This window comes from Streptomyces sp. NPDC059816 (assembly GCF_042732055.1).
Lineage (GTDB): Bacteria > Actinomycetota > Actinomycetes > Streptomycetales > Streptomycetaceae > Streptomyces.
This window is the reverse complement of the sequence record NZ_JBHWIQ010000008.1, coordinates 110,935-127,453: the sequence shown is the minus strand read 5'-3', so window position 1 is coordinate 127,453 and position 16,519 is coordinate 110,935. Positions and strand designations below refer to the sequence as shown.

General features: G+C 71.6%; 14 protein-coding genes and 2 pseudogenes. 7 read left to right on the top strand and 9 right to left on the bottom strand.

Features of this window, described 5'->3' with window-relative positions; translation table 11 throughout:
• Positions 1-120: 120 nt before the first annotated feature.
• The 4 genes from ACFV88_RS13330 to ACFV88_RS13315 form a co-directional block, all read right to left on the bottom strand.
• A complete protein-coding gene (locus ACFV88_RS13330) occupies positions 121-624 on the bottom strand; it encodes a cupin domain-containing protein (protein ID WP_385489693.1) in 504 nt (167 codons plus the stop codon).
• Positions 625-893: 269 nt separating this feature from the next.
• Positions 894-1,493 carry a TetR/AcrR family transcriptional regulator gene (locus ACFV88_RS13325; RefSeq protein WP_385489690.1) on the bottom strand — a complete coding sequence of 200 codons (600 nt, stop codon included), beginning with the start codon at positions 1,491-1,493 and terminating at the stop codon, positions 894-896.
• 67 nt (positions 1,494-1,560) lie between these two features.
• Positions 1,561-2,010: a nuclear transport factor 2 family protein gene (locus ACFV88_RS13320; RefSeq protein WP_385489687.1), complete on the bottom strand. Its 450-nt coding sequence runs from the start codon at positions 2,008-2,010 to the stop codon at positions 1,561-1,563.
• Between the two features lie 224 nt (positions 2,011-2,234).
• Complete coding sequence (locus ACFV88_RS13315; RefSeq protein ID WP_385489684.1) at positions 2,235-2,810, bottom strand: TerD family protein; 576 nt, start codon at positions 2,808-2,810, stop codon at positions 2,235-2,237.
• Positions 2,811-3,027: 217 nt separating this feature from the next.
• Here ACFV88_RS13315 and arfB point away from each other — a divergent pair, with 217 nt between their 5' ends.
• Complete coding sequence (gene arfB, locus ACFV88_RS13310) at positions 3,028-3,456, top strand: alternative ribosome rescue aminoacyl-tRNA hydrolase ArfB (protein WP_385489681.1); 429 nt, start codon at positions 3,028-3,030, stop codon at positions 3,454-3,456.
• 505 nt (positions 3,457-3,961) lie between these two features.
• Here arfB and ACFV88_RS13305 read toward each other — a convergent pair.
• On the bottom strand, positions 3,962-4,528 hold the full coding sequence (locus tag ACFV88_RS13305) for a flavin reductase family protein (RefSeq protein WP_385490183.1): 567 nt from the start codon (positions 4,526-4,528) through the stop codon (positions 3,962-3,964).
• A 533-nt stretch (positions 4,529-5,061) separates the two neighbouring features.
• On the opposite strand from ACFV88_RS13305, the gene cdgB reads away from it, so the two are divergent.
• The 3 genes from cdgB to ACFV88_RS13290 all read left to right on the top strand — a co-directional run bounded on the left by cdgB (position 5,062) and on the right by ACFV88_RS13290 (position 10,121).
• Positions 5,062-6,753 carry a diguanylate cyclase CdgB gene (cdgB, locus tag ACFV88_RS13300; protein ID WP_385489679.1) on the top strand — a complete coding sequence of 564 codons (1,692 nt, stop codon included), beginning with the start codon at positions 5,062-5,064 and terminating at the stop codon, positions 6,751-6,753.
• Between the two features lie 306 nt (positions 6,754-7,059).
• Positions 7,060-8,064 carry a carbohydrate-binding protein gene (locus ACFV88_RS13295; RefSeq protein WP_385489677.1) on the top strand — a complete coding sequence of 335 codons (1,005 nt, stop codon included), beginning with the start codon at positions 7,060-7,062 and terminating at the stop codon, positions 8,062-8,064.
• A gap of 269 nt (positions 8,065-8,333) precedes the next feature.
• The gene (locus ACFV88_RS13290) at positions 8,334-10,121 is read left to right on the top strand and encodes an LCP family protein (RefSeq protein WP_385489674.1); all 1,788 of its coding nucleotides are present in this window, start codon (positions 8,334-8,336) and stop codon (positions 10,119-10,121) included.
• A 15-nt stretch (positions 10,122-10,136) separates the two neighbouring features.
• Here ACFV88_RS13290 and ACFV88_RS13285 read toward each other — a convergent pair whose 3' ends face one another.
• From ACFV88_RS13285 to ACFV88_RS13275, 3 genes and pseudogenes are all read right to left on the bottom strand, one after another.
• Positions 10,137-11,075, bottom strand: a complete 939-nt coding sequence (locus ACFV88_RS13285; RefSeq protein ID WP_385489672.1) for a 1-phosphofructokinase family hexose kinase — start codon at positions 11,073-11,075, stop codon at positions 10,137-10,139.
• A 158-nt stretch (positions 11,076-11,233) separates the two neighbouring features.
• On the bottom strand, positions 11,234-12,379 hold the full coding sequence (nagA, locus tag ACFV88_RS13280; protein WP_385489669.1) for an N-acetylglucosamine-6-phosphate deacetylase: 1,146 nt from the start codon (positions 12,377-12,379) through the stop codon (positions 11,234-11,236).
• Positions 12,380-12,582: 203 nt separating this feature from the next.
• Positions 12,583-13,473: pseudogene (locus ACFV88_RS13275) on the bottom strand (ROK family protein); the annotation flags it as partial.
• Positions 13,474-13,742: 269 nt separating this feature from the next.
• On the opposite strand from ACFV88_RS13275, the gene ACFV88_RS13270 reads away from it, so the two are divergent.
• Entirely contained in the window at positions 13,743-14,999 is a 1,257-nt protein-coding gene (locus ACFV88_RS13270) for an extracellular solute-binding protein (protein ID WP_385489666.1), read from the top strand.
• A 165-nt stretch (positions 15,000-15,164) separates the two neighbouring features.
• Here the strand turns inward: ACFV88_RS13270 and ACFV88_RS13265 are convergent, their stop codons facing one another.
• Positions 15,165-15,398, bottom strand: coding sequence for a DUF3263 domain-containing protein (locus ACFV88_RS13265; protein WP_385489663.1), 234 nt, complete (start codon positions 15,396-15,398; stop codon positions 15,165-15,167).
• Here ACFV88_RS13265 and ACFV88_RS13260 point away from each other — a divergent pair.
• Both ACFV88_RS13260 and ACFV88_RS13255 read left to right on the top strand, forming a co-directional pair.
• Positions 15,397-15,543 (top strand): annotated as a pseudogene (locus ACFV88_RS13260) (transcriptional regulator); the annotation flags it as partial. The gene ACFV88_RS13265 and the pseudogene ACFV88_RS13260 sit on opposite strands and share 2 nt — an antisense overlap.
• A 77-nt stretch (positions 15,544-15,620) precedes the next feature.
• Positions 15,621-16,220, top strand: coding sequence for a hypothetical protein (locus tag ACFV88_RS13255; protein WP_385490211.1), 600 nt, complete (start codon positions 15,621-15,623; stop codon positions 16,218-16,220).
• Positions 16,221-16,519: the final 299 nt, after the last annotated feature.

Genomic DNA, 16,519 nt, shown 5'->3' with positions numbered 1-16,519 from the left:
CCCCACCACCCATTGCTCCAAAACCACGAGTCTGGGCGCGGGGCGGGGGCGCCCTACGACGGGTGGCCGGGGGGGGCCCCCCGGCACTTCGGGCGTGGTCAAGGGGCCCGTGGGGGAGGATCAGCCCTCCGCGAGGGCCTGCTTCCACACCGGGCTGTCGAAGTAGTGGTTGTCGTACTGCTCGGAGCTGTCGCGGATGTCCTGGACGGTGGCCTCGCCGCGGTACACGCGCTCCAGGAGGCGGTAGTAGTCGAAGCGGTCCATGCCCGGGGTGAAGACGACGAGCATGTCGGCCTCTTCTCCCGGCGCCGGGGCGAAGGCGTGCGGCACGGTCGGCGGGACGGTCAGGAAGTCGCCGGTGCGCAGGGTCAGCACCTGGTCGTCGAGCAGGATGCGCATGGCGCCGCTCAGGACGAGGAACATCTCCGTGGCCTTGGTGTGGAAGTGCGCGGGGGCGCCCGGCGAGCCCTTGTGGAGGGTGGCCCGGTTCGCGGTGAGCGCGCCGCCGGTGGCGCCCGCGTCGGCGAGCAGGGTGATGAGGCTGGTGGCGCCGTCCTGGATGGTCGTCGCCTCGTCGGCGCGGACGAGGACGGGGGCGGGCGGCTGCGGGGTGATGGCGTTCACGATGTCTCTCCTCAAGGTGGTCCCACCGGCTTGGTGCCGGCGTTCCACCAGTTCGGCACGGCACGTGCCGTGCTGTCTTGGTCGATCATGCAGAGTCGATGGAGGGATTGTCAACGGCACGTGCCGTGCCGTTCTCTGGAGAGGAGTGTGCCGCGGGGTGCTGGAGACGTGGGGCGGCCCGCGCCCGGGGGCGTTCACGGCGAACGCCCGGCGCTGCGCTCGTTCGCAGTTGCCGGGCGGGCGTGGGGCGGGGTGGGGCGGGACGGACGCTATGACTGCGTCGGCGGGTGGAGTCCGATCTCGAAGACGGTTTCGAGGACCTTGTCCACGTCCTTCGTGGACAGCGGGAAGGGGGTGAGGAGGAGTTTGATGTAGTAGCCGCCGTAGAGGACCCCCTGCACGGTGTCCAGATCGAGGGCGGGCGACAGCTGCCCTTCCTCCTGCGCCACCCTGAGGCGGTCGTTCGCCCGGTTCCACTGGGGCTCGATGAAGCGCTCGTGCAGCGTCTTGGCGACGGCGGGGTCGTGTTGCGCCTCTCCCACCAGCGCCGAGTAGAGCTGGCCGTACGGGGGGCTCGCCAGCAGGTTGACGGCGTTGGTCATCTGCGCGCGCAGGTCGGCGACGATGTCCCCGGTGTAGGGAAAGCTGAGGTCGTCCTCGATCGAGGACAGCAGCGCGTCCAGGAAGACGGCACCCTTCGATGGCCAGCGCCGGTAGATGGTGTGTTTGCCCACGCCGGCACGCGTGGCGATGCCCTCGATGCTCAGTTTGGCGTAGCCCGCCTCTTGGGCGAGGTCGAGGGCGGCTCGCATGATGGTCGCGGTGCGGTCGGCGCTGAGGCCGTCCCGAGGAGAAGGCGAGGAGGTCACCCCTCCATCGTAGTAGCACGACACGTGCCGTGCTCCCAGCCGGATGGGGGGGAATCCGGAACGGGTCTCAGTCCGCCGTCGTGGGCGCGGCGCAGGCGTCGACGATGGCCTGGGTGTCCCAGTAGAAGGGACGGACTTCGGTGATCCGCCCGTCCTCGACCGTGATCGTTTGCAGGATGGGGAAGCGGAGTTCGCGTCCCGTCGCCCGCACTCGGGCACGGACCCGAGTGAGCACCACCGCGGTCTCGCCGGTGGCGAGGAACTCCTGCTCCAGCAGCTCGAACTCCTCCCAGAACCGGCCCATCGCGAGGAAGAACCGCGCCATCCCCTCGTGCCCGCGCCAGGTGCCTCCGTACGGCAGGGCATCGGCTTGGTGCAGTTCGACGTGCGGGGCGAAGAAGGGGGCGAGCGTGTCGAACGAGGCTTCGCCGGGGCCGCCGGCCGCCAGGTACTCCGCTTCGGCCGCGTACATGTGGGTGAGGACCGTCATCGAGTCCGTGGTGGAAGGCATCGTCATGCCGCCAGCATGATCAGCCGGGCCGCGTACTGCTCGCGGAATCCCGACGTCGTCCTGCGACGTGGGTCCGGCGCCGTCCTGTGACGCGGCCCGGTCGCCCGGCCGCCCGGCCGCAAGCCTCCGTCGATCCCGTCGATCCCGCCGGAAGGCGGTGCAACGTGCAGACCCCCCGGTTCGAGGTGAACCGGGGGGTCTGCTCCGCGTAGGGGGTCCGGGCGTCAGCCTCAGACGTTCACGCCGAAGTCCTGGGCGATGCCCACGAGACCGGAGGCGTAGCCCTGGCCGACCGCGCGGAACTTCCACTCGGCGCCGTTGCGGTACAGCTCGCCGAAGACCATCGCGGTCTCGGTCGCGGCGTCCTCGCTGAGGTCGTAACGGGCGATCTCCGCACCGCCGGCCTGGTTGACGATACGGATGTACGCGTTCCGCACCTGGCCGAAGTTCTGGCTGCGGGACTCGGCGTCGTAGATCGAGACCGGGAAGACGATCTTGTCGATGTCCGCCGGGAGGGCGGCCAGGTTGACGTTGATCGCCTCGTCGTCGCCCGCGCCCTCGCCCGTGCGGTTGTCGCCGGTGTGGACGATCGTCTGGTCCGGGGTCTGCTTGTTGTTGAAGAAGACGAAGTGACCGTCCGAGTAGACCTTGCCCTGGGGGTTCACGGCGATGGCCGAGGCGTCGAGGTCGAAGTCGGTGCCGGTGGTGGTCCGGACGTCCCAGCCGAGGCCCACCGTGACGGCGGTCAGGCCCGGTGCCTCCTTGGTGAGCGAGACGTTGCCGCCCTTGGACAGGCTTACAGCCATGGGGATGTCCCTTTCCCTGTGATGTGTCGGGCTTCGTACTGAGGACGAAGCTACCGTCACCCCTATGAACGCCGCGGGGACACCCCGGGGTTCCTGATGCCTTCACCTTCTTTCTCATCCGCCCCGGCGTGCGTATGCGTGTTCGATCGTCGGGGTCCGGCGGCGTCCGCCGAAATGAGGGTGACGGGGAGCCGTTCCGCGCGCGACCATGGACGGCATGTCCGGTCCTCATGCCATCCGCGGTTCGGTCCTCCTGCCGGAGGCCGAGCTGATGTGGCGTTTCTCGAAGTCGTCCGGGCCGGGCGGCCAACACGTGAACACCACCGACTCGCAGGTGGAGCTGCGGTTCGACCTGGCGCGCACCACCGCCCTGCCCGAGGTGTGGAAGGAGCGGGCCCTCGCGCGGCTGGCCGACCGGCTGGTCGACGGGGTCGTCACGGTCCGCTCCTCCGACCACCGCTCCCAGTGGCGCAACCGCGAGACGGCCGCCGTCCGGCTCGCCGCGCTGCTCGCCGAGGCGAGTGCTCCGCCGCCGAAGTCGCGCAAGCCCACGCGTATCCCGCGGGGCATCAACGAGCGGCGGTTGCGCCAGAAGAAGGCTCGCGCCGAGACGAAGCGGGGGCGGTCGGGCCGCGATTGGGGGTGAGGGTGTGGGTCCGTTGTCACGTGCGGTGCGTGGTAGGTCGCCCGCGCAGTTCCCCGCGCCCCTTCGGTACGTCCCCCTGCGGGTGCGTCGTCCCGTGCGGTGCGCTGTCGTGTTGCGCAGTTCCCCGCGCCCCTGGGTGGGTGCCCCCTGAGGGTCCCTGCGGGTGCGTGGGGGTTGCCCGCGCAGTTCCTCGCGCCCCTTCGGTGCGTTCCCCTGCGGGTGCGTGGTCCGGTGCGGTGCGCTGTTGTTTTGCGCAGTTCCCCGCGCCCCTGACGGGGCGCTCCTCGCCGCCGTCGTCCGCCCCCACCCGGGCCCCGACAGGGGCGCGGGGAACTGCGCGGGCAACCCCCACGCACCCGCACAGGACATCGCACCCGCAGGGAAGCGCACCGAAGGGGGCGCGGGGAACTGCGCGAGCGGCCACAGCGGACCCGCAGGGGACAACGCACCCCCGGGAGGCGCCACCCGGAACCCGCAAGGAGCAACGCACCCGCAGGGAGCCGCGTCAGCCCAACGTCCGGTACCGCCCGCGGAAGTACGCCAGGGGCGCACCGTCCGGACTAGGAAGGTCAGCCCTCAGCACCCGACCGATGACGAGAGTGTGGTCCCCGGCCGCGACCAACTGCTCCGTCCGACACTCCAGCGTGGCGAGCGCCCCCCCGACCAGCGGGGAGCCCGAGACCTCGCCCCGCACGTAGGGGATGTCCTCGAAGAGCAGCCGATCACTGATGCGGCCCTTCATGGCGAAGCGGCCCGCAATGTGGCGCTGGCTCTCCGTGAGGACGGACACCGCCCAGTGGGGCTGCTCCGCGAGCAGGTCGTCCATCCGGGAGCCCTCGCGCAGACTGACGAGGACGAGCGGCGGATCGAGCGACACGGACAGGAACGCCGTGGCGGTCATGCCGACGTCCTCACCGCGGGGGCCGTGCGGTGACAGCGGCGGCTCATGCGCGGTCACCAGCACCACCCCCGCGGCCAGTCTGGCCATCGCGGCGCGGAACTCGTCGTGGGTCACTCCCTCAGGATGCCCGGCCGTGGAGTCGGCCGGGGCGTCGCCGGGAGGGTTCGGCACCGTCAGGGAGGTCTTCAGCACGTCCGCAACGCTAACCGGAGACCGCCGCCGGACACATCGGCCCGAAGGCCGACGATGGTCCTAGGACCACCGGACCGGTTTCGCTCCCGCACGGGCGGTTCGCGGGGTACCGTCGGCCTACCCCCACGGAGGGAAATGGATGTGTATACCCAGTGCCGTATGGATCCAAAACCCCTTTCCAGGATTTCTCGGAGCGTATTCCGCAGGGCTGAATGCGCCCCCCGAGGCACCCTGTACCTACCCCCCACAGCTGCCGAAACGCCCGCCAAATGGGACCACGGTGGCCCCACTGTTTGCGGGAAGCAAACGAGTCCCGGTGCGATCTATGCGCGTCGACCGGCATATTCATCTGATGTGACATGAGTCACAGCACCCAATATTTGTTGACCCTGTGTACCGGGGAGACAGCTCACTGTGATTCAGTGGCGGGGACGCCGCGCTCAGGTGCACTCGGGTGCACCCCGCCGATGAGAGAACCTGGAGTTGCTGCCGACGTCTCGGGGAGGGCAAGCATGGAGACCGAGTCGGAGCCGTACGTCCGCCTTGCGACCCTGCGGCAGCTGCACCAGGTCATGGCGGACATGAACACGGCGCGCAGCCTCGCGGACACCGTGCAGACCGTCGCCAACGGAGTGGTCACCGGCCTCGGGTACGAACTGGCCGCCGTGAACCTCGTGCGCCCCGACGGGGACCTCGTCGTCGCCGCCTTCGCCGGAGACGCCTCCGCCGAAGCCCTCATCACCGGCCGGGTCGGTCCGCGTGCCTCCTGGGACCGCCGACTGGGCATGGGCGAGCGCTGGGGCAGCCTGATCTTCATCCCGCACACCGAGGGCTGGGTCCTCGACGACGACGACGTCCCGCAGTGGTACACCGACGGACCCGAACCCCGGTTCGAGGACGAGTGGCACCCCGCGGACCGCCTCCTCGCCCCCCTCTACGCCAACGGCGGACTGCCCGGCGAGTTGATCGGCGTGCTCTCGGTGGACCGTCCCCGCAACGGACGGCTCCCCGGTGCCTGGGGCCGCGAAGCCCTCCAGATGTACGCCTTCCAGGCCGCCATTGCGATAAGCAACGCACGACTGCGAGCAAACATGCAGCGGGCGCTCGTCCGGCTCGAACGCGAGCAGCAGGCGCTACGGGCCAGCGAGGAGTCCTTCCGGCAGGCGTTCGAGTACGCCCCCAGCGGCATGGCCATCGCCGAGATGGGCGGCGACCAGCACGGGCGCATCCTGCGGACCAACGACGCCCTGTGCAGACTGCTCGGGCGCCCCGCCTCGGCGATGCGGCGGTACTCCTTCTCCGACCTGGTCCACCCCGAGGACATAGGGACCCTGCTGCGCACCTCCGCCGAGGGCGGCCGGGCGGAACTACGGCTCGCCCGGCGCGACGGCACCTATCTGTGGGTCTCCCTGCGCAACTCCGTCGTCGCGGACGCCGCCGACGGGCCCCGGTTCCTGCTCACTCACGTCGAGGACATCGAGGAGCGCAAGCGGCGGGAGCTCCAGCTCGCCCACCGCGCCAGCCACGACGCCCTCACCGGACTGCCGAACTCCGCGGAGCTGCGCTCCCGGCTGTCCTCCCGGCTCTGTCGCCGCCCGCAGGGCAGCGTCAGCACCCGGGCCGCCGCGGGGGAGTCGGTGGACGCCGCCTACGGCGGCCCCGGTCTGGAGGGCTTCGACCAGGCGGAGGCCCTCGCGGAGCGCGCCGCCCGGGCGGCCGAGCGGTTCGAGACCCCGGCCGGTGAACCCGTCGTCGGGTACGACCACGTGCACGTCGTCGCCCCCGAGGACGAACACGACGACGGCACCAAGGGTCTGGCCGTCCTCTTCTGCGACCTCGACGGCTTCAAGTCGATCAACGACCGGTTCGGGCACCACACCGGGGACGCCGTCCTCATCGAGGTCGCCCGGCGGCTCACCAGCGGGGTGCGCGACGGGGACACCGTCGCCCGGCTCGGCGGCGACGAGTTCGTGGTCCTCGCGGACGGGCTCGGCAGCGCCGACGCCCAGGACCTCGCGGTGCGGCTGCGCAACGCGATCGTGCCGCCCATCCGCGTGGACGGACGGGCCGTGCGGGTCGGGGCGAGCTTCGGCATCGGCTGGGCGCGGTGCGGGATGACCGCGGACGAGGTCCTGAAGTCGGCGGACCAGTTGATGTACGCGGAGAAGCGCTCCCGCGCGAAGCAGCAGCGCCGCGCGGGCTGAAGCGCCGCGCGGGCTGAGCGGACGCACCGGGTCCCCCGGCCGGGGGGCGCCGGTTTGTCCTTCGGGCGCCCGGTCTGTTCTGGTGGCCCGCACGGCGTCCCGCGGCCCCTTTGTGCTCGGGTGGGGCGTTGGCGGGTTCTCGGCGGGTCTGTCGGGGTTACTCGCGCGGCCTGCGCGCGCCATCCGGCGCGCGGCACCCTCCGCACCGGGTTCCGGTGTGGGGGGAACCGTCACCCAATGGGATGAGTCGGAACGGGTAGGCTCGCCCGCATCACGCACCGGACCTTGCTGAGGAGTGACCCAGGGATGACCGCCGGCGACAACGGCAGCAAGCCCGAGGACGACGACCCGTTCGGCTATCTGTACGCCGACGGGCAGGCGTCCGGGGCCACCCCGCCCAGCGGTGGCGGCGGCTACGGCTACCCGGGCCCCCGCTCCTCGTACCACCAGGTCCGCCCGGTGGGGGAGCGCCAGTACGGCGGCCAGCAGCAGCAGTACGCCCAGCAGCCGCCCACGGCCGCCTACGGCCAGGTGCCGCACCAGCAGCAGGGCGGCCAGTACGGGCAGCAGGCCCCGTACGGCCAGCAGGGCCAGTACGCCCAGCCGGGTCCGGGCGGGCCGGGGCACGGCGGGCACGGGTCGCACGGCGGGCAGGGCGGCGGCCGGGGACGCGGGCCCAACACCAAGGGCATCCTCATAGGCGCGGTCGCCGTGGTCGCGGCCGTGGTCGTCGGCATCGGCATCGTCGTGTGGAACGGCAATTCCGAGGACGATTCCGCGGCCACCGGCGCGGACAGCACCCCCTCGGCGTCGGCCGGGGAGCCGGGCGACGACAAGGACAAGGAGACGGGGAAGCCCACCGACGAGGAGGCGGACCCCGACGAGCTGCCCGCGCTCGACGCGAAGGCGCTGAAACTGGAGGGCGGCACCTTCACCGCCTCCGACGTGAAGGGCGCCAAGGCGGCGGGCGGCGTGTACGTCACGGGCTTCAACAGCCCCGGTGCCGCGGTGACCTGGACCCTCGACGACCTCGCGGACGCCGGCAAGTACACGGTGTTCGTCGGGTACGGAGTCCCCGGCAAGGACGCGGACGCCACCCTCACCGTCAACGGGACCCCGCAGAGCCGCCCGTTCAACCTGAAGAACTACGCGGGCGCCCCCGAGGGCAACGCGGAGCGCGGCTGGACCGAGTCCTTCGCCTACGTGCAGCTCAACAAGGGCACCAACACGCTCAAGCTGTCCTGCGAGGACGGCAACAAGTGCGACGTCAACCTCGACCGGGTCTGGCTCGGCAAGGGCTGGAAGGGCTGACCCCCGGGCCCGGTCGCCTCGGGGGTGACCGTGGGGGACGAGGGTAAGGCGATGGCCAAGAATCCGGCCGTCGCCCTGGTGTTTGCCGGGAAATGCCCAGGTGTAAGGGCCGTGGCGGGGAAGACGGCCGTGGCCCGATCGTGTCCGTGTGGATAGCCTGACGCGATCCGGTCTTGCCGGTGACCCCCGTCACCCGTGCGGAACGGCACATCGAGCGCCACCGCGAGGACACGGCGCCTCGGGCGGCACCAACGGAGGATTCAACGACCGTGGATGCGCAGAGCCGCGGAGGGTCGGACGACATCGACCCCGCAGACCAGTGGGTCCGCAATCCGCAGACCGGCGAGTTCGAACTGCGGACGGAACCCGCCCCCCAGTGGCCGACCGCCCCCCGCCCCCGCGGCGCCTGGGTGGGGGGAAGCGCCCCCCGCCCCCACGGCGCCGCCCCGCACGGACCGCCCGACGCCCGCGGCCCCGCCGCCCGCCCCGGCCGGCAGGTGCCCGCCGCCCGCGACCGCCGCGCCCCGAACCCCCGCAACGGCGACCGCCCCACCGGCCGGCCGCCGGCCCGCCGCAAGCCCCCCGGCAGATCGTCCGGCGGTCGATCCGTCCGGCGCCGGGTCCTGCTGTGGACGGGCGGCGTCCTGGCGTGCGTGCTGCTCGCCGCGGGCGGCGGCGCCTACTACCTGTACGACCGGCTCAGCGGCAACCTCCAGGCGATCGACGTCGGGGACGCCGCCAACGGGGGCTCGCTGAAGGACGGACCGATCAACGTCCTGCTGCTGGGCACCGACAAGCGCACCGGCAAGGGCAACGAGGGGTACGGCGACCGGCGCAACTCCACCGGTCACGCCGACACCACGCTGCTGCTGCACGTGTCCGAGGACCGCACCAACGCGACCGCCCTGAGCATCCCCCGGGACCTGAAGGTGGACCTCCCGGACTGCCCCACCAAGCAGTCGGACGGCTCCGTCAAGGTCGTTCCGGGCCAGCTGGACGTGCGGTTCAACGAGAGCCTGGGGGTCGCGGGCCGTGACCCCGGCTGCACCATGCGGACCGTCAAGGCGATGACCGGGGTGCCCGTCGACCACTTCATGATGGCCGACTTCAACGCTGTCAAGGAGCTGACCACGGCGATAGGCGGGGTCGACATCTGTCTGGCGAAGCCCATCAAGGACGACGCCTACTCACAGCTCGACCTCGGCAAGGGTCCGCACACCGTCCAGGGCGAACAGGCGCTCGCCTTCGTCCGCAACCGGCACGGCCTCGGCAACGAGAGCGACCTCGACCGGATCAAGATGCAGCAGCAGTTCATCGCCTCGATGATCCGCAAGATGAAGGACGAGATCCTCGGCAGCCCCACGATGATGCTCGACGTCGCCGAGGCCGCCACCAAGGCCCTCACCGTCGACCAGGGCATCGGCACCATCCCCAAGCTGACCGGCTTCGCCAAGGAACTCGGGAAGATCGACGTCAAGAACATCACCTTCACCACGCTCCCCGTGAAGGACAACCCCGCCGAACGGATCAAGGCGACCGTCGTCCTGGACGAGACGAAGGCCCCCCAGGTCTTCGGCATGCTCCGCGACGACGTGTCCTTCACCGAGGTGAAGAAGGAGCAGAAGCAGAAGGCCGCCGCCGCCAAGAGCAAGCAGGCCGCACTGCTCAAGGGGGCGCGCGCCGACGCCTCCGAGGTGCGCGTCGACGTCTACAACGGCAGCGACACCCCGGGCGCGGCGCAGAACACCCTCGGCTGGCTCCAGAACACCAAGGGCGTCCTCAAGTCCTCCAACCGCAGCAACGCACCGGAGAAGACCGCCCGGACGCACCTGGTCTACGGGCCGAACCAGGCCGACCAGGCACGCACCCTCGCGGACTATCTGGGGCTGCCCGCCGCCGGACTGAAGCCGAAGGCCGCGGACGCCGCGGCGATGGAGCCGATGGTGCTGACCCTCGGCGCCGACTTCAAGGGCCCCGGGGTGCCGATCAAGGCGCCCGACAAGGCGCCGGACGGGGTGCAGCGGGTCGAGGCGGACAAGAAGATCTGCGCCCAGTGACCCGTCACCGAGTGGTCAGGACGGGAGCGGGTCGGGGGTGACCCGGACCCGGCCCAGGTACTCCTCGTAGGCGCGGGCGTCGAACTCGCCGGCGACCGGGGCCCGTACCGTCGCCGCCGACAGGGCCACCGCGCGGGTCAGCCGGACCGGCCAGGGCTCGCCGGCGACCAGGGCGTCCAGCAGTCCGGCGACCGCCGAGTCCCCGGCGCCCGTCGGGTTGCCCTTCACCAGGCCCGGCGGCGCGGCCCGCCAACGGCCCTCGGGCGTCACCGCGAGCAGCCCCTCGGGGCCCAGCGACGCGATCACCGCACGGGCGCCGCGGCGCCGGGTCTCCCGGGTGGCCTGCGCGGGGTCGTGGGAGCCGGTCAGTTCGGCGAGTTCGTCGGCGTTCGGCTTCACCAGGTCCGGCCGGGCGGCGACCCCGCGCCGCAGCGGCTCCCCGCTGGTGTCCAGCAGCACCGGTACGGAGGCGGCCTTGGCCGTCCGCACCAGCCTCGCGTACGCGCCCACCGGCACCCCGGGCGGCAGGCTGCCGCACAGGGCCACCGCGGAGGCGGTCGGCACCAGGGCGTCGTACCGGTCGAGGAGGGCGTTCCACTCGGCGGTCGAGACCAGCGGGCCCGGCTCGTTGAGCTGGGTGGTGTTCCCGGTGACCGCGTCGACCACGGCGATGGTGCGGCGGGTGGCGCCGGCGACCGGCACCAGCGCATCGGTGATCAGACCGTCCGGGTCGCGCTGGGCGAGGCCCGCCCGCAACGCCCGGCCCGTCTCGCCGCCGGCGAACCCGGTGACGGTGACGGGCCGGCCGAGGGCCGCCAGCACCCGGGCCACGTTCAGGCCCTTGCCGCCGGGCCGCTCGATGACCTCGGTCACCCGGTGCGAGGAGTGCGGACGCAGGGCCGGAACCCGGTACGTGAGGTCGAGCGCGGTGTTCAGCGTGACCGTGAGGATCACCGTGGGTCTCCCCCGCAAGGATGGTGCCCGCCGGGTCCCTCGGACCGGTCGCCGGTCGGGCGGTCTGATCATCATTCGGATCTGATCATGCCAAAGAGACGGCGGCCGGCACAGACCGCACTGCCGACCGCCGCCCTCGTGTACGCACCTTCCAAAGATCAGCCCAGGGCGGGTTCGACCACCCAGGCGCCCCGGCGCATGACGCCCTTGAGGGCGAACTCTTCGTCGAGGACGACCAGGTCGGCGTACTTGCCGGGCTCCAGCGAGCCCACCGTGTCGTCGATGCCGAGCAGTCGGGCCGGGTTGACGGAGATCGCCCGGACGACGTCCTCGACGGACAGCCCGTCGACGGTCACCGCACGCTGGAAGGCCCGGTCCAGGGTCAGCGTGGACCCGGCGATCGAGCCCCCCTCCACCAGACGGGCGACCCCGTCCTTGACCTCGACCTCCAGCGGGCCGAGGCGGTAGCTGCCGTCCCCGAACCCGGCCGCGTCCATCGCGTCGGTGATGAAGGCCACCCGTGCGGCGCCCGCGTGGCGGAAGGCCAGCTCCAGCGCCGCCGGGTGCAGATGGGTGCCGTCGTTGATCAGCTCGACGGTGACCCGGGGGTCCTCCAGGAGCGCGGCGATCGGCCCGGGCGCCCGGTGGCCGAGCCCCGGCATCGCGTTGAACAGGTGCGTCGCGACGGTCGCCCCCGCGTCGATCGCCTCGACGGTCTGCTCGTACGTGGCGTCGGTGTGCCCGATCGCCGCGATCACCCCGTGCTCCACCAGCAGCCGTACGGAGTCGATCCCGCCGGGCAACTCGGCGGCGAGGGTGACCATCCGGGCCTGGCCGCGGGCCGCGTCGAGCAGCTTGCGGACCTCGGCCGGGTCCGGGTGGCGCAGCAGGCCCTCGGCGTGGGCGCCCTTGCGGCACGGCGAGATGAACGGGCCCTCGAAGTGGACGCCCGCGATCTCGCCCTGTTCGGCGAGTTCGGAGAGGAGCCCCGCGCGCTGGGCGAGGGTGTCCATCTCCCCGGTGACGGTGGAGGCGATCAGGGTGGTCGTGCCGTGCAGCCGGTGGGTGTGGACGCCGTGCAGGATCTCGTCCACGGTGCCGTTGGTGAAGGAGGCGCCGCCTCCGCCGTGGTTGTGCATGTCGACGAAGCCGGGGACCACCCAGTGGCCGGACAGGTCGAGCGCGGGTGCGGCGTCGGCGCGACCGGCGGCGATCCGCTCGCCGTCGACGGTCAGCTCACCGCCGTCCACGATCCCGGTGGGCAGCACCACCCGCGCTCCGGCGAGCACTTTGCTGGGGGCCATCAGGCGGGTACCTCCGGGGAATCAGGGTGTCCGGACCCACGTGGTCCGGAACGGGATGCCTTGCCTTTCTTCGTGACCGCCTTGCCGCCGCCGCTGCCGCTACTGCTGCCGCTCTTGCCGGTCTTGCCCTTGCCGGTCCTGCTCGCCTTCCCGGGCCGCTCGGGCCCGGGTCCTTCGCCGGCGCCACCGGTGGCACCGGCGGCGGTCAGGAGGTCCCACGCGAGCAGGCCCGCGCCCAGGCACCCGGCGCTGTCGCCGAGGGCCGCGGGAACGATCTCCGGCATGCGCTGGAAGGTCACGCGCCGGCCCACGGCCGCCCGCAGGGGTGTGAACAAGGTTTCCCCGGCTTCGGCGAGGCCGCCACCGATGATCAGCATCCGGGGGTCCAACAGGGTGAGCGCGGTGACGAGCCCGTCGGCGAGCGCGTCCACCGCCTCCTGCCAGACCGCGACGGCCCGCGGGTCGCCGGACTCGACGGCCTTGGCGCAGTCCGCCGCGTCCGCCTGCGGGTCGCCCGCCGCCGCGGCCCAGGCCCGGCTCACCGCACCGGCCGAGGCCAGCCGCTCCAGGCAGCCGCGCTGTCCGCAGCCGCACTCGGGTCCGCCGGGGCGGACCACGATGTGGCCGATCTCGCCCGCGTAGCCGTGCGCGCCGGGTTCTATCCGGCCGTCTATGCCGATGGCGCCGGCGATGCCGGTGCCGAGCGGGACGAAGAGGAACCGGTCGGCGCCCTGGCCCGCGCCGATCCTTCCCTCCGCGAGCCCGCCGGCCCGCACGTCGTGGCCGAGGGCCACCGGTACGCCGTCGAGACGGTCGCTGAGCAGTTTCCTCAGGGGAACGTCACGCCAGCCGAGGTTGGAGGCGTAGACGGCGACGCCCTGTTCGGCGTCGATGATTCCGGGTACCACGACACCCACGGCGGACGCGGTCACGCCGAAGTGCTCGACGCCGTACGCGCGCAGGTCCGCGGCGAAGTCGAGGATGCCCTCGACGACGGCCTCGGCGCCGCGCTCACGGCCCGTAGCCCTGCGGCACGTGTACAGGAGCGTTCCGTCCTTCGCCACGAGGGCGGCCTTCATCCCGGTCCCGCCCACATCGAGGGCGATGACGTGTTTCCCGGCCGGGGGTCCGGGGGGTGTCACCCGGGTCGTTGCAGTCACGCAGGACAGTGTCGCGTGTAGACCCGTAAGAGGTCTAGTCCAGTTGCGGTACATACCTATGGTTACGGCCCGTTGCCGAAGTGATACGTAGCCGATGTCGAACTTCCGCCGGGCCCCGGGAAGACTCGCCGCCAACTGATCACAGGGCCCGTCGCCGGGGGTGGCGGCGGAGCCACCGAGGGGGCTCAGGCGTGCAGCGTCGCATGACGAGACTGACCGCGGCGGTAGCCGCGCTGGCATGGACCACCGTACTGGCAGGGTGTGGGCTGGGCGGTGACGGGGAGGACACGTCGTTGACGCTCGTCGCCGCGGACTACGGCGACTCGGCGGAGAACAGCACCACCAAGTACTGGGACGAGGTCGTCGACGCCTTCGAGAAGGACAACCCGGGGATCGAGGTCAAGGTGACCGTCCTCCCGTGGACGGAGGTCGACGCCCGGGTCAAGAAGATGGTCGACGAGGGCGAAGCGCCCGACATGGCCCAGATCGGTTCGTACTCCGACTACGCGGCCGACGACCGGCTCTACACCGCCAACGAACTGCTCTCCATCGCCGTCCAGGCGGACTTCCTCCCCACCCTCGTCAGCGCCGGACGGGTCTCCCGCGTCCACTACGGCCTGCCGTTCGCGTCCTCCACCCGGCTGCTCTTCTACAACAAGCGGCTCTTCGAGGAGGCGGGCGTCACCGAGCCGCCCCGCACCTGGGAGGAACTGAAGGACGCCGCCGCCCTCCTGAAGCAGCACGGCGTCGACTTCCCGTACGCGCTGCCCCTGGGACCCGAGGAGGCCCAGGGCGAGGCCCTGATGTGGATGCTCAGCGGCGGCCACCCGCGTGGCTACACCGACAACGTCGGCAACTACGACTTCGACTCCGCCGCCAACGTCCGGACCTTCACCTGGCTGAAGGACGAACTCGTCGGCGCCGGCCTCACCGGGCCCACCCCGCCGGCGGAACTCAACCGGGCCGACGCGTTCGCCGCGTTCACCGAGGGGGACGTCGGCATGCTGAACGGGCACCCCACGCTGATGCGGATGAGTGACAAGAAGGACGTCGACTACGGAATGGTGCCCATGCCCGGGCGCACCGGCCGCAGCGAGGCGGCGCTCGGGGTCGCCGACTGGATGATGGCGTTCAAGGAGAACGGCCACCGCGAGCAGATCGGCACGTTCCTCGACTTCGTCTACGCGGAGAAGAACGTCCTCGACTTCTCCCGCCGGTACGACCTGCTGCCCGTCACCAACTCGGCGGTCGAGGCGATGGCCGGCAACAAGGCCGACGCGGACCTGCTGGAGTTCCTCGACGGGCTGCGCGGCGCTCAGCTGTACCCCGTGTCCAAGACCTCGTGGCCCCAGGTCAGCGCGGACATCAAGGAGCGGATCGGCAGGGCCGTGGTCGAGGACGGGGACCCGGACGCAGTCCTGAAGCTGCTCCAGCGCAGTGCGGTGCGTGTGGACGGGTAGCCGTCCGGGGTGCGTCCCGCTGGTCGTGCGTTGTCCCGTGCGGGTGCGCTGTCGTTTTGCGCAGTTCCCCGCGCCCCTGGGTGGGTGCCCCCCGGGGATTCCCTGCGGGTGCGCGGGGAACTGCGCGAAACAACAGGGCACCGCACTGGACAACGCACTCGCAGGTCAGCGGTCCGTGCGCCGGGTCTCGCGGAGCCGGCGAAGCCGGTTCACGGTGACCGGGTCGTGCGCCAGCGCCCGCGCGTCGTCCAGCAGCGCGTTGAGCAACTGGTAGTAGCGGACGGGCGCCATCCCGAGACGCTCCCGGATGGCCCGCTCCTTCGCACCGGGGCTGTCCCAGCTCATCCGCTCCAGGGCCAGCACGCCCAGCTCCCGCTCCCCGAGCCCACCGTCGTCCATCCCCTCAAACTACAGCGCCGGCCGTAGCCTCGATCCCGCCGCCTTCGAGGCGGAGGCCCGCGCCGCGGTAAGCGTCGACGTGATCAGGAAGCTTGAACAGAGACGCAAGCACAGCGCACGCCTGCCGACCCTGCACGCGCTAGCCGGCCGCCCTCTTCGCCAGTTCGCTTTAGCCGGTGTGATCGCTCCGGAAACCCGAATTGAGTACGGGTACTCATGTGAGTGGCGATCAACAACTTGCATGGTGCAGACATGAGATCGATGAGTACGGCAAAGTCCCTATTGGCCAGCGCACTTGGCGGCGTCGTCATTCTGTCCGGTATCGGCGCGCAGAGTGCCGTGGCTGCTCCGACTCCGAAGCCTCGCGTCGTTGCGGCGAGCCTCGATGGCGCCGAGATGCGATTCTTCGACCTGGCGCAACTCATAGGGCAGAGCTGCGCCCCGAGGGTCCCGCACAAGGCCCTCGACTCCGTCGCGTCCGCATCCGTCGACCCGGTGCCGCTGAACGCCAGCGAATCGTGTGCTGCCCAGAGGCACCAACTGCGCATCACCAATGCGTTCAGGGGCACGGGCCTGACCACGTACGCAGAGATGCAGGCGAAGCTGGCGGGCCGGCACTACCCGGGGGCGCGGACCCACCGGATGCCGGACCGCTTCGGCAAGCCCGTGGCGCGGGTCGATCTGCGGCTGGGAGCCGAGCGTCTGGCCGTGGAGATCAGCGGTTTCGGCCAGAGCGTGATGGTCAGGGCGTTCGGTGTTCCGGACGGCGCGCACGTGACCGCCGTCCGGCTGAAGCCGGAACTGGACCGGCCGATGTTCTGACCCACCCGGTTGCCGAAGCCGGAGGCCCCACCACGGCGCCTCCGGCCCGCACCGCACACCGCACGCCCACCAGGACGCACCCAGAGGCGCAGCCGCCCGCACGGGGCAGCGCACGTCCACCAGGGCGTACCCAGGGGCGCGGGGAACGGCGCGGGCACCCGCAGCGCACCCGCACTGAACCACGTACCGCACCGCGCAGCCGCCCGCACGGGGCAGCGCACGTCCACCAGGGCGTACCCAGGGGCGCGGGGAACGGCGCGGGCACCCGCAGCGCACCCGCACTGAACCACGTACCGCAC

Bases quoted from the DNA above. Each gene is read 5' to 3' on its own strand.
- ACFV88_RS13295 (WP_385489677.1), top strand. From the start codon at position 7,060: ATGACCGCCGGCGACAACGGCAGCAAGCCCGAGGACGACGACCCGTTC.
- ACFV88_RS13270 (WP_385489666.1), top strand. From the start codon at position 13,743: ATGACGAGACTGACCGCGGCGGTAGCCGCGCTGGCATGGACCACCGTA.
- ACFV88_RS13320 (WP_385489687.1), bottom strand. From the start codon at position 2,010: ATGACGATGCCTTCCACCACGGACTCGATGACGGTCCTCACCCACATG.
- cdgB (WP_385489679.1), top strand. From the start codon at position 5,062: ATGGAGACCGAGTCGGAGCCGTACGTCCGCCTTGCGACCCTGCGGCAG.
- ACFV88_RS13265 (WP_385489663.1), bottom strand. From the start codon at position 15,398: ATGGACGACGGTGGGCTCGGGGAGCGGGAGCTGGGCGTGCTGGCCCTG.
- ACFV88_RS13315 (WP_385489684.1), bottom strand. From the start codon at position 2,810: ATGGCTGTAAGCCTGTCCAAGGGCGGCAACGTCTCGCTCACCAAGGAG.
- nagA (WP_385489669.1), bottom strand. From the start codon at position 12,379: ATGGCCCCCAGCAAAGTGCTCGCCGGAGCGCGGGTGGTGCTGCCCACC.
- arfB (WP_385489681.1), top strand. From the start codon at position 3,028: ATGTCCGGTCCTCATGCCATCCGCGGTTCGGTCCTCCTGCCGGAGGCC.